Origin of the sequence: Pseudonocardia xinjiangensis (assembly GCF_050948425.1) — a bacterium.
Classification (GTDB): Bacteria; Actinomycetota; Actinomycetes; order Mycobacteriales; family Pseudonocardiaceae; genus Pseudonocardia; species Pseudonocardia xinjiangensis.
On record NZ_CP192009.1, the window covers coordinates 6,961,992 to 6,974,334 of the forward strand.

The following is a 12,343-nucleotide window of genomic DNA, read 5'->3' on the forward strand; positions in this document are numbered from 1 at the left end:
CTTACTTGTTGATCTTGATGACCTGACCGGCGCCGACGGTCCGTCCACCCTCGCGGATGGCGAACTGCAGGCCCTCCTCCATGGCGATCGGCTGGATCAGCGAAACGCTCATGGTGGTGTTGTCGCCCGGCATGACCATCTCGGTGCCGCTGGGCAGCGTCACCACGCCGGTCACGTCGGTGGTGCGGAAGTAGAACTGCGGCCGGTAGTTGTTGAAGAACGGCGTGTGCCGGCCACCCTCGTCCTTGGACAGGATGTAGACCTGGCCCTCGAACTCCGTGTGCGGGGTGATCGAGCCGGGCTTCACGACGACCTGGCCGCGCTCGACGTCCTCGCGCTTGATGCCGCGGAGCAGCAGGCCGACGTTCTCGCCCGCGCGCCCCTCGTCGAGGATCTTGCGGAACATCTCGACGCCCGTGGTGGTGGTCTTGGTCGACTTCTCGCGAATGCCGACGATCTCCACCTCCTCGTTCACCTTGACGATGCCGCGCTCGATGCGGCCCGTGACCACGGTGCCGCGGCCGGTGATCGTGAAGACGTCCTCGACGGGCATGAGGAACGGCTTCTCGATGTCGCGCTCCGGCTCCGGGATGCTCTCGTCCACGGCGTCCATGAGCTCGAGCAGCTTGGCGCCCCACTCGGCGTCGCCCTCGAGCGCCTTCAGCGCCGAGACACGCACGATCGGGAGGTCGTCGCCCGGGTACTCCTGCGACGACAGCAGCTCGCGGACCTCCAGCTCGACGAGCTCGAGGATCTCCTCGTCGTCGACCATGTCGGCCTTGTTGAGCGCCACGACGATGTAGGGCACCCCGACCTGACGGGCGAGCAGCACGTGCTCACGCGTCTGCGGCATGGGGCCGTCGGTGGCCGCGACCACCAGGATGGCGCCGTCCATCTGCGCCGCACCGGTGATCATGTTCTTGATGTAGTCGGCGTGCCCGGGGCAGTCGACGTGCGCGTAGTGGCGCTTCTCGGTCTGGTACTCGACGTGCGCGATCGAGATCGTGATGCCGCGCTGACGCTCCTCGGGAGCCTTGTCGATCTGGTCGAACGCCGAAGCCTCGTTGAGGTTCGGGTACTTGTCGTGCAGAACCTTGGTGATTGCCGCCGTCAGCGTGGTCTTGCCGTGGTCGATGTGACCGATGGTGCCGATGTTGACGTGCGGCTTGGTCCGCTCGAACTTCGCCTTCGCCACTGGGGAATCCTCCTGGACTGGTGTACTTGTCCGCCGTGCTGACGGCAGGTATGTGGGGTGGTGCCGGTACGAGCCGCGGACGGTACCCGTCCGCGGCACGAGCCTCTTACTCGCCCGTGGCCTTGGCGATGATCTCCTTGGCCACGTTGGACGGAACCTCCGCGTAGGAGTCGAAGACCATCGTGTAGTTCGCCCGGCCCTGGGTCCGCGACCGCAGGTCGCCGACGTAACCGAACATCTCGGAGAGCGGCACCAGCGCCTTGACGACGCGGGCGCCCGCCCGCTCCTCCATGGCCTGGATCTGGCCACGGCGAGAGTTGAGGTCGCCGATCACATCGCCCATGTAGTCCTCGGGCGTGGTGACCTCGACGGCCATCATGGGCTCGAGCAGGGCCGGGTCGGCCTTGCGCGCAGCCTCCTTGAGAGCCATCGAGCCGGCGACCTTGAAGGCCATCTCGGACGAGTCGACCTCGTGGTACTGGCCGTCGAGCAGAGTCAGCTTGATACCGGTCAGCGGATAACCGGCAAGGATGCCGTACTGCATGGCGTCCTGGGCACCCGCGTCGACCGACGGGATGTACTCCCGCGGCACGCGACCGCCGCTGACCTTGTTGTCGAACTCGTACAGCGCACCGTCGGCCGTGTCGAGCGGCTCCAGCTTGATGATCACGCGGGCGAACTGGCCCGAGCCACCCGTCTGCTTCTTGTGGGTGTACTCGAACTTGTCCACCGTGCGGCGGATCGTCTCGCGGTAGGCCACCTGCGGCTTACCGATGTTGGCCTCGACCTTGTAGTCGCTCTTCATCCGGTTGACCAGCACCTCGAGGTGCAGCTCGCCCATGCCCGCCAGGATGGTCTGGCCCGAGTCCTGGTCCAGGTGGACCTGGAACGTCGGGTCCTCCTCGGCGAGCTTCTGGATGGCGATACCCAGCTTCTCCTGGTCGGCCTTCGTCTTCGGCTCCACCGCGACCTGGATGACCGGGTCCGGGAAGGTCATCGACTCGAGCACGATCGGCGCCTGCGGGTCGCTGAGCGTCTCGCCCGTGGTCGTGTCCTTCAGGCCGATGACGGCGTAGATGTGCCCGACCAGGGCCTCGTCGACCGGGTTCTCCTTGTTGGCGTGCATCTGGAAGATCTTCCCGATGCGCTCCTTGCGGTCCTTGGTCGAGTTGATGACCTGGGAACCCGCAGCGACCCGACCCGAGTACACCCGGATGTAGGTCAGCTTGCCGAAGAACGGGTGCGCGGCGATCTTGAAGGCCAGAGCCGAGAACGGCTCGTCCTTCGTGGGCTTGCGGCTGGCCGGGGTCTCCCCGTCCTGCAGCGTGCCCTCCACCGGCGGGAGGTCGTACGGCGACGGCAGGTAGTCGATCACCGCGTCGAGCAGGGGCTGGACGCCCTTGTTCTTGAACGCGGAGCCACAGATCACCGGGTAGGCCGCACGGTCGTTCACGATCTTGCGGATGCCGTGCTTGATCTGCTCGACGGTGAAGTCCTCGCCGCCGAGGTAGGCCTCCATCAGGGAGTCGTCGGTCTCGGCGACGGCCTCGACCAGCTGCAGCCGGTACTCGGCCGCCCGCTCGGCCAGATCGGCCGGGATCTCCTCGATCGTGTAGTCCTCGCCGATGGCGACCTCGCCGCGCCAGGTGAGCGCGCGCATCTGGACCAGGTCGACGACACCGATGAAGTCGTTCTCCGAGCCGATCGGCAGCTGCAGCGGCAGCGGCTTCGCGCCCAGACGGTCCTGGATCGTCTGCACGGTGAAGTAGAAGTCCGCGCCGAGCTTGTCCATCTTGTTGACGAAACAGATGCGCGGGACGTCGTACTTGGAGGCCTGTCGCCAGACCTGCTCGGACTGCGGCTCGACCCCTTCCTTGCCGTCGAAGACCGCAACAGCGCCGTCGAGCACCCGCAGGTTCCGCTCCACCTCGACCGTGAAGTCGACGTGACCGGGGGTGTCGATGATGTTGATCTGGTGGTCTTTCCAGAAGCAGGTGGTGGCGGCGGAGGTGATCGTGATGCCGCGCTTCTGCTCCTCCTCCATCCAGTCCATCGTGGCCGCACCGTCGTGCACTTCACCGATCTTGTAGTTGATCCCGGTGTAGTACAGGATCCGCTCGGTGGTAGTGGTCTTGCCGGCGTCGATGTGAGCCATGATGCCGATGTTGCGGACCTTCGTCAGGTCCGTGAGCACGTCCCGTGCCACTGTTAGCTCGCTTCCCTCAGCAGGTTGGCGCGGACGATCGGCCCGTCACCAGCGGTAGTGGGCGAAGGCTCGGTTGGACTCCGCCATCTTGTGCATGTCCTCGCGCCGCTTCACGCTGGCGCCCAGTCCGTTGCTTGCGTCGAGCAGCTCGTTCATCAGCCGGTCGACCATCGTCTTCTCGCGCCGCTGCCCGGCGTAGGACACCAGCCAGCGCAGGCCCAGCGTGGTCTGCCGGACGGCACGGACCTCGATCGGCACCTGGTAGGTGGCGCCACCGACACGGCGGCTGCGCACCTCGAGGGCCGGCTTCACGTTGTCCAGCGCGCGCTTGAGCGTGACCACCGGGTCGGTGCCGGTCTTCTCCCGGGTGCCCTCCAGCGCGGCGTAGACGATGCGCTCGGCCAGCGAGCGCTTGCCGTCCTGGAGGACCTTGTTCACCAGCTGGGTGACCAGCGGCGAGCTGTAGACCGGGTCGGAGACCAGCGGCCGCTTCGGAGCAGGACCCTTACGGGGCATCAGCTCTTCTCCTTCTTCGCGCCGTAGCGGCTGCGGGACTGCTTGCGGTTGCGGACACCCTGGGTGTCGAGCGAACCACGGATGATCTTGTAGCGAACGCCGGGAAGGTCCTTCACCCGGCCACCACGCACCAGCACGATCGAGTGCTCCTGCAGGTTGTGACCCTCACCGGGGATGTAGGCCGTGACCTCGATCTCGCTGCTGAGCCGCACGCGCGCGACCTTGCGCAGCGCGGAGTTCGGCTTCTTGGGCGTCGTGGTGTACACGCGCGTGCACACCCCGCGGCGCTGGGGGCTCCCCTTGAGCGCTGCGGTCTTGGTCTTGCCGACCTTGTCCTGACGGCCCTTGCGGACCAGCTGCTGGATCGTGGGCATGAACCGTCTGCTTCTTCCCGTCGGTGTGCTCTGTCGGTGCTGGTGGTGCGTGCTCGTGCCATTCGCGGGAAGAGGCCGATTCACACCGGCCGCCCACCCCCGAGGTCGGGCGTGTCCCAAGATCGGACGTACTGCTGCCCGGGCACCGAGCGATGAGATCGGGGACCTCACGAGGGGCCGGGGGGCCCACGGACCCGGCGGACCGTTCTCGCACGTCGTGCGGGATCGGCGACCACAGGGCACGCAGATCGGCCCGACCGTGGTCGAGCGCAAGACAACAGAGTACCCGCCCCACAGGAAGGGGGTCAAAACGGGTCCTCGTCGGCGCCCTGCCGGTAGGAGCAGGGTGCCGCAAGGTGACGCGCCCCGCAAGAGGACGCGCCCGCTCGCCGCTGGGAAACCCCCGCTCGCCGCAACCGCGCAGCGGCGGAGATCCCCCCGTACCGGTTAGCACAACGCCCGCGCGGAGCCACTGATTCCCGCGGGGCCGGCACGGCCGGCACGAGCGCGCACGGAATGCCGTGGATGTGAAGCTCGAGCCGCGCCGGGGCTGCGGCGCATCCTGCCCGGAGGGCGACCGTGTCGTTCAGAGCGTCGTTCAGAGCCGCAACGGCGTCACCACGTCGTCCGGGTACAGGCTTACGGCTATGACGTCACTGCGTCATAGCCGTGTCACTGCGTCGTCGACGTCACCGCGCGCTGAGCGGGCGCAGGTCGATCCAGTGCTCCTCGACGTAGTCGAGGCACGACCGGCGGTCGGACTCGCCGTGCACCACGCGCCAGCCGTCGGGCACGGCGATGCGGGCGGGCCAGATGGAGTGCTGGTCCTCGTGGTTGACGAGCACCAGGAACGTGCCGTCGGGGTCGTCGAACGGGTTCATGAGCGGCTCCTCAACGGGGATCGGACTCCGGCCGAGACCTACCGTCTGCGGCCTGAATCCTAGGAGCGACCCGCCTCGGCATGGAGTCGCTGAAACATGCGACGCAGGGCCGGGCGTTCCCGGCGCCGCCGGGGGTGCCCGCGGCGCTGATGCCTCGTGCGGCGACGTGCCGCCACGTCACTCGGGGCGCAGGGTCACGGGAGCCGGCCCGAGCGCTGCGGGAGAAAAGCTCGTCACCGTCTCCGGCACCCGCCAGTCCGGGTCGTCGAACAGGCTGAGGATCTGCTTCAGCGTCAGGTCGGGTGCATGCAGGATCTCGGCCAGCCCATCGAGTTTCGGGGCGAGCTCCTCGGCGTCGACGGTCTCGTCGTCGAGCAGGCCCCACACGTCCCAGAGCACCATCTCGTGCTTGTTCAACGCCGCGAGGTCCTGCACGAGGTTGTGCGTCAGCTGTGGCCAGCTCCGCAGGAACCGCTCCTTGCGGTTCGGCGACACCACGAACCGATCCGGATCCAGCAGGCCGGCGCGGCACTGGGCCCATGCCTCCGGCCCGGTCAGGAACAGCTCCCTCGGCACGTCCAGGACGTCGACCGCATCGTGCTCCGCGAACTGGGCGTCGACCAGCCGCCAGCGGGCCTCGTCCCGGTCCCACACCTCGCCGACCACATGATCCATCGCCCACTCCGGTTCCAGGTACATCGAGAACCCGACGCGGGCCCTGGCCGGTATGCCGTGGTGCCGGGCCAGCGCGACCAGCAGGAGGGTGGAGTCGCGGCAGCAGCCCACCACGCGGTCGGTCGGTGCGCGATCACCGCCGAGTGGCGCGGGATCCAGCTCGTGCAGCCGGGCGAGCAGGGCGTCGGCATAACGCTCGTCGATCTCGGCAATGCGTCCGGGAGCGAAGCCGTGCTGGGTGATTTCGCCCCGGGCCGTGTAGTGGAACACCAGGCCGGAGGCCGCTTCATGGATACCGGGCAAATCGGACCGGACGTCGTCGAGCCACCATGCCATCGCCCGCGGATCGGTGAAGCGACTCTGAGGGGTGTAGAACGTCGCCGCGGTCTCCGTCACCCAGCCGTTCTACGAAATTGGGCGCCGAGTGTCAACCGACGACTCGGCGATTCGCGTCCGCCCGGCGGTGTGTCGGCCCGGTCCCCGAATCGGCGAACAGATCGCTCGTCCTTATCGGAGCAATTGTTCGGCGCGCGCCCTCGCTTCGATATCCGCGATGACGGCCCGGGCCGACTCCGGGTCCTCGGTGACCGCGGTCGCGGCGAAGATCGGCGTGGACCGGCTCAACCCACGTACCGCCGTGGGCACTGCCGTGACCCCCTGCGACCACAGTTCCTCGAAGAACGGACGGATGTGTGCCGCATACGAGATGGGACCGCCCTCCGGTCGCACAGGGATGCTGTCGTGGGAATGCGCCACCAGACCTCGGGACTCGCCACCCCGATGAGCCACCAGCGCGATGGGATGCATGGCGCCACTGCGGCGCGCATTGATTTCGGTGACGTACAGTTCGCGATCACGGTCGACAATGCAGTCCGCGCACAACCAACCTCGGAAGCCGAGAGCGTGAGCGGCCGCACCGACGGCATTCCCGAGAGCGCAGAGCCGATCCGCGACGTCGGGTGGCACGAACCGCGCACCCACCGAGACCGACAGATAACGCTTCACATCGACGGTCATCGTGCTCAACACGACCGTCTCGACGCCGTCGTCGGCGACCCGGACGTCGACGGCGGGGCAGCCCGCGTCCTCCGCATGCCCGATGTAGGGCTGCACGAACACGGGGAACGTGTGCAGGAAGTGGTCGTGGTAGACGTTGCCCCAGAAGGCGTCCACCTCGTCGCGATGCACGACGATCGACCCGTCACCGCTGATGCCGTGCATGCTCTTCACGATCGCGCGGTCACCGTGGGCGAGCACGGCGCCCAACGCGCCCTCGAGCTCCTCCGGCGTGGTCACCGTGATACCGCCCGGCACCCGGAACCCGGCCACTCTGCCGGCCAGGTCCAGACAGCTCAGCTTGTTGTCCAGGTAGAGGCTCGACCAGTAGTCCTGCTTCGCAGGGCCGTCGAGCTCCACATCGACGCCCCAGGCCTCCACCGCAGCCAGCAGCTGGTACACCCCTGGCGTGGCGCCGAAACACAGGATCCGGGTACGGCGGTCGCCCAGTGCTGCACGCAACCGCGCCAACGCCGAGTCGTCCGCCAGCAGATCCGCGATCAGTCGGCCCGTGCGAGGCACCGGGCTGACGACCGGCGGCCGCTCCACACCCAGCACCCGGTGAACGTCGGCGAACCAGTCCGCATCGACGCCGCCGGGGAGGACGAGGACCCGGGGCGCGACGCTCCAGAAGACCGCCTGGTCCGACAACATGTCCCCGTTGCCGACGAAGCTCCGCTCCACCTCCTTCCGCGGTCGCGCCGAGAAATTCCGAAGATTAAATTCTGAAACGTTCGGGACAATGAGCTCGACCGAGTCCGACATGCCGTGAAACCCTGCCAGACCGGCTGCCGCCGGAGTAACTGAGCACTCGGGTATGGCCGTTCGTTCGGACTTTCCGTTACCATAGCTTTCCCGCGAGCCATTCGGCCACTATCCTCCGCATCAGGCAATTCCGGTGACGATTCCACAGGACCGCTAAGGAGGACGTGACTTGGATACGGAGTTCGGGCCACCGCTCGACGACATGGCCGTCCTCGGTCGAGACCTGACCAAGCGGTTCGGGGAGTTCACCGCCGTGGACGCGATCAACATCGATGTGTATTCGGGCGAGTGCTTCGGACTCCTCGGACCGAACGGGGCCGGGAAATCCTCCACGATGCGGATGCTGAGCTGCATCTCGCAGCCGACCAGCGGAGCGCTGACCGTACTGGGGACGGACCCCCGCCGGGAGGCGGCCAGAATTCGCGGCAGGCTGGGCATCGTGCACCAGGAGAACAACCTCGACCTTGACATCAAGGTGGTCGAGAACCTGACCACGTACGCCCGGTACTTCGGATTCTCCAGGTCCGAGTGCCGGCGGCGCGCGGCGGAGATGTTGGAGTTCGCCCAGCTCGAGCAGAAGGCCGTGAGCAAGGCTGGGGAACTGTCGGGCGGCATGCAACGGCGGTTGGCGATCGCCCGAGCACTGGTCAACTCCCCCGAGATGGTTTTCCTGGACGAACCGACGACCGGCCTGGACCCACAGATGCGGCATGTGGTGTGGCAGCGCCTGCTCGAGCTCAAGCAGAGGCGCACGACGCTCGTCGTGACCACCCACTACATGGAGGAAGCGGAGCAGCTCTGCGACCGGATCGTCATCATGGATCACGGTCACATCGTCGCCGAGGGCACACCGCAGATGCTCATCAAGGAGAACGTCAGCCAGGAGGTCGTCGAGCTGTGGTTCTCCGAGACTCCGACCGAAGAGACCGCCGCCCCGCTGAAGGGCATCAGTGAGCAGTACGACGTACTGGCCGACCGCATCGTGCTCTACGTGGCGAACGGCGAGGAAGCGGCGAAAGAGGTACACCGCCGTGGACTGTCGCCGGAACGACTGACGATTCGCAGGAGCACCTTGGAGGACGTGTTCCTGCGCCTGACGGGACGGACGCTGGCGGAGTAACCATGGCGAACCCAACGATCACGGTCCTCGAGCGCCACATGCTTCTCTATCAACGGCTGTGGCGGGCGTCCGCATTCTCGCTGTTCATACTTCCGGTCCTGTTCCTCACCAGTATCGGCCTGGGTGTCGGCGGCTACATCCACCAGGTCGACGGGCATGACTATCTGCAGTGGATCACCCCGGGTCTGATTGCCTCGACGGCGTTCCAGACCGGCGCGAACGAATCGACCTACGGCGTGTTGAGCGAGTTCGAGTGGGTGGGTGGGATCAAGGCCATGCGCTCGACGCCGGTGCGCATACAAGACATGATCCGAGGCTGGCTGATCTATGTCCTCATCGCGACCGAACTGGCCGTGGCCGCCTTCCTCATCGTCATCTGGCTGGCCGGCGCGCTGACTCCGGGTCTGGCCATCTCCGCGCCCTTCGTCTGCGGTGCCGTCTCCCTCGCCATCGCGACGCCGACAACCGCCTTCTCGGCGGCGATCAACGACCAGGACTGGTTCCTGGTGCTGGCCCGGTTCGTCATTCTGCCGGCCACGCTGTTCTCCGGCGTGCTGTTCCCGATCAGCCAGCTTCCCGCCTTCATCCAACCGCTCTCGTACCTCTCACCGCTGACCCACGCCGTCGAGCTCATGCGCGACTTCGCCTTCGGGACAGCCACCCCGATGACGGTGGCACTGCATTTCGCCTACCTCCTGGCCTGGATAGTCGCCGGCTGGTTCCTGGCGAACATCACCTATCGCCGGCGCCTCACGGATTGATTCTGGAGCCATGGTCACCACTGACGTCTCGACTCCGGTCCCGACCGCGCCTCGCGTCTCGGCGGCACGCGTCGGCGCCGTACTGGAGTACTTCTTCACCTACAGCTTCCGCACCAGGGAAGCGCTGACGCTGCTCGGCGTCATCTGGCTGACCGCCGTCACCGAACCGGTGCTCTACCTGCTGGCCATGGGCCTCGGGGTCGGCAGCCTCATCGACAGCACGATCCCGGTGGACAGCCATCAACTGAGCTACATCCAGTTCGTGGCCCCGGCAATGCTGGCGGTGTCCTGCATGTCCGGCGCGATCTCGGCGTCGATATTCAGCTTCTACACCCGGCATCGGCATCTCGGCATGTTCACGATGATCTCGACCGCCGCGGTCAGCCCGGCCGAGGTCGTCGTCGCGGACTGGCTCTGGGAGATCATCCGGGTCACGATGCTCAGCGCGATCTTCGTCGCTGTCATGGTCGTGGCGGGGGTCGTCGGCGTCGGCAACGCCCTCGTCGCGTTCGTGGCGACGATCCTGGTCATCGCCGCCTTCGCGGCCGTGGGCATCGGCCTCAGCACCCTCCTGCGCGGATGGCAGGACTTCGACATCATCACCGTGGCCCAGACCGTGCTCTTCCTGTTCTCGGGCACGTTCTTCCCGATCCAGCAGTACCCGGAGTGGCTGCAGGTGATAGTTCAGCTCAGCCCGCTCTACCAGTCGATCGCACTTCTCCGGGCGCTGACGATCGGCGACTTCGGGATGGCCCTGGTCGTGCCCATCGGTTACCTCCTCCTCATGGTCGTGGCCGGGCTCTTGTTCTCGGTACGGCGGCTGGGCCGGGATCTCGGCAGATGACGCGAAACATATCGAAACCGCTCCCGACAGGAGGACCGATGCTTCCTTTCGTCAGTTCGCTGGACGAGCTGGAGAGCTGCGCCCCGCGGCACGTGCTGCTGCTGTACTCAGGCGGCGTGGACGGCACCTATCTGCTGCAGTGGCTGGCGCGCCGCAACATCGAGGTGTCGGCCCTCCAGGTCCGCTTCGGCGATGCCGGCGAGGTGGATTCCGACGTGGCGAAGTGGCGCGCGGCCAAGTTCGGGGTGAGCCTGCACGCCGTCGACGCCTCCCGCGAGTTCTTCACCGACTTCCTGCCCGCGGCGATCCATGCGGATGCCTATTACCAGGGCCAGTTCCCGGTGGGCTCGACCCTGACCCGGCCGCTCATGGCCAAGGTTGCGGTGGATGCGGCCCGGCAGCTCGGCTGCGACGCCGTGGCACACACGGCCACCTACACGCAGAACAGTTCGCTGCGGCTCAGCGGCTCGATCGCCGCTCTCGACCGGGACATCGTCATCGCCGCGCCCTTCCTGGGATCACAGGTCCCGCGCGACACCAAGGTGGAGATGCTGCGCGAGGCCGGCATCTCCTTCGAAACGGGAATCTACAGCGTGGACGCGAACCCGTGGGCCCGCGTCATCGAGTCCGGACCGCTGGAGAATCCGGAGAACATCCTCGACGAGACCGTCTTCACGTTGACGCGCGACATCGACGACTGCCCCGATGGTGGCGTCGAGATCGACATCTCCTTCGACCGCGGCCTGCCGTTCGAGATCGATGGTCAAGCCACCCCGCTGAGCGATCTGGTGTCGACGCTGAACGCGCTCGGCGGCCTGCACGGCATCGGACGCTTCTCCGGTCTGGAGGACCTCCCGTTCGGCGTGAAGAACCACGAGGTCCGCGAAGCGCCGGCGGCAGCGGTGATCACGACCGCGCACCGCGCGCTGGCCAACGCGGTGTTCGGCATGCGGGAGTTCTCGGTCCGCGCGACGCTCGCCCAGGAATGGACGAACCTGGTCGTGCACGGCGGTTGGTACGGACATCTGGCACAGAGCTTGGCGCAGTGCCTGGCGAAGCTGGACGAACCGTTGACGGGAACGGTCCGGCTGCGCCTGGCCCGGGGCACGATGCAGGTGCTGCGGCTCCGGTCCGAGCACGGGCTCTACTACTCGCGTTTCCGCGAGAACTTCGACCAGTGGATGAGCGAGTACTCCTACGGCCCCTGGCTGACCCACTCCACGATCACCGATGCGGTCCGTAGTGGACGCAATGGGCGGTGAGACCCGGGTCGTCGATCTCAGCCACGTCGTCGTGGCCGGGATGACCACCTATCCGGGGCTGCCGGGTCCGGAGATCACCGACCATCTTTCGCGCGCCGACTCCCGCGGCCGGTACGCGCCGGGCACGGAGTTCCAGATCGGGCGCATCTCGATGGTCGCGAACACCGGGACGTACCTGGACACACCGTTCCATCGGTTCGGCGACGGCGCCGACCTGGCCGGAGTGCCGCTGTCGGGCCTGGTGGATCTGGACGGGGTCGTGATCCGTGCCGAACGCCGGGCTGTCGGCGCGGCGGACCTGTCCCCGTACCGGGCTCTGATCCCCGGCCGGGCGGTTCTCGTGCACACCGGCTGGGACCGGCACTGGGGCACCGTCGAGTACGCCGATCCGGGCCATCCGTATCTCACGGCGGAGGCCACCGAACTGCTCGCCGCACTCCGGCCCGCCGTCGTCGGCATCGACTCGGTGAACGTCGATGACATGGCTGACCTGTCCCGGCCGGCGCACACCGGGCTGCTGGCGGCCGGTATCCCGATCATCGAGCACATGACCGGACTCGATCGCCTGCCGGACCGGGACTTCCGGTTTCATGGCGCGCCGATCGCCGTCGCCGGGATGGGGACCTTTCCCATCCGGGCGTATGCACTGGTGGGTCGGCGCGAGTAGCAGCAGTGCCTGCTCGCCCGG

At 67.0% G+C, this 12,343-nt stretch carries 12 protein-coding genes; 5 read left to right on the plus strand and 7 right to left on the minus strand.

The features are described from left to right. Position 1: 1 nt before the first annotated feature. The 7 genes from tuf to ACQPZA_RS32875 form a co-directional block, all read right to left on the minus strand. Complete coding sequence (tuf, locus tag ACQPZA_RS32845) at positions 2-1,195, minus strand: elongation factor Tu (protein WP_169394221.1); 1,194 nt, start codon at positions 1,193-1,195, stop codon at positions 2-4. Between the two features lie 106 nt (positions 1,196-1,301). Then, positions 1,302-3,401: an elongation factor G gene (gene fusA / locus ACQPZA_RS32850; protein ID WP_169394222.1), complete on the minus strand. Its 2,100-nt coding sequence runs from the start codon at positions 3,399-3,401 to the stop codon at positions 1,302-1,304. Between the two features lie 45 nt (positions 3,402-3,446). Next, positions 3,447-3,917, minus strand: coding sequence for a 30S ribosomal protein S7 (gene rpsG / locus ACQPZA_RS32855; RefSeq protein ID WP_169394223.1), 471 nt, complete (start codon positions 3,915-3,917; stop codon positions 3,447-3,449). Continuing rightward, a complete protein-coding gene (gene rpsL / locus ACQPZA_RS32860; protein ID WP_094926672.1) occupies positions 3,917-4,291 on the minus strand; it encodes a 30S ribosomal protein S12 in 375 nt (124 codons plus the stop codon). Before rpsL ends, rpsG begins: the two co-directional genes overlap by 1 nt. A 689-nt stretch (positions 4,292-4,980) precedes the next feature. Then, a complete protein-coding gene (locus ACQPZA_RS32865) occupies positions 4,981-5,172 on the minus strand; it encodes an MbtH family protein (protein WP_433275958.1) in 192 nt (63 codons plus the stop codon). Between the two features lie 177 nt (positions 5,173-5,349). After that, complete coding sequence (locus ACQPZA_RS32870; protein WP_433275960.1) at positions 5,350-6,243, minus strand: transglutaminase-like domain-containing protein; 894 nt, start codon at positions 6,241-6,243, stop codon at positions 5,350-5,352. A gap of 111 nt (positions 6,244-6,354) precedes the next feature. Then, positions 6,355-7,668, minus strand: a complete 1,314-nt coding sequence (locus ACQPZA_RS32875) for a hypothetical protein (protein ID WP_433275962.1) — start codon at positions 7,666-7,668, stop codon at positions 6,355-6,357. Between the two features lie 202 nt (positions 7,669-7,870). Here ACQPZA_RS32875 and ACQPZA_RS32880 point away from each other — a divergent pair, with 202 nt between their 5' ends. Genes ACQPZA_RS32880 through ACQPZA_RS32900 form a run of 5 tightly spaced genes read left to right on the plus strand, consistent with a single transcriptional unit; the run spans position 7,871 to position 12,322 of the window. Then, positions 7,871-8,788, plus strand: coding sequence for an ABC transporter ATP-binding protein (locus tag ACQPZA_RS32880; protein ID WP_433283091.1), 918 nt, complete (start codon positions 7,871-7,873; stop codon positions 8,786-8,788). Between the two features lie 2 nt (positions 8,789-8,790). Further along, on the plus strand, positions 8,791-9,549 hold the full coding sequence (locus tag ACQPZA_RS32885; RefSeq protein ID WP_169394226.1) for an ABC transporter permease: 759 nt from the start codon (positions 8,791-8,793) through the stop codon (positions 9,547-9,549). A gap of 10 nt (positions 9,550-9,559) precedes the next feature. Further along, positions 9,560-10,393, plus strand: coding sequence for an ABC transporter permease (locus tag ACQPZA_RS32890; RefSeq protein WP_169394227.1), 834 nt, complete (start codon positions 9,560-9,562; stop codon positions 10,391-10,393). Between the two features lie 38 nt (positions 10,394-10,431). Next, positions 10,432-11,655, plus strand: coding sequence for an argininosuccinate synthase domain-containing protein (locus ACQPZA_RS32895; RefSeq protein ID WP_433275964.1), 1,224 nt, complete (start codon positions 10,432-10,434; stop codon positions 11,653-11,655). After that, complete coding sequence (locus ACQPZA_RS32900; protein ID WP_433275966.1) at positions 11,645-12,322, plus strand: cyclase family protein; 678 nt, start codon at positions 11,645-11,647, stop codon at positions 12,320-12,322. Before ACQPZA_RS32895 ends, ACQPZA_RS32900 begins: the two co-directional genes overlap by 11 nt. The last annotated feature ends 21 nt before the right edge of the window (positions 12,323-12,343 follow it).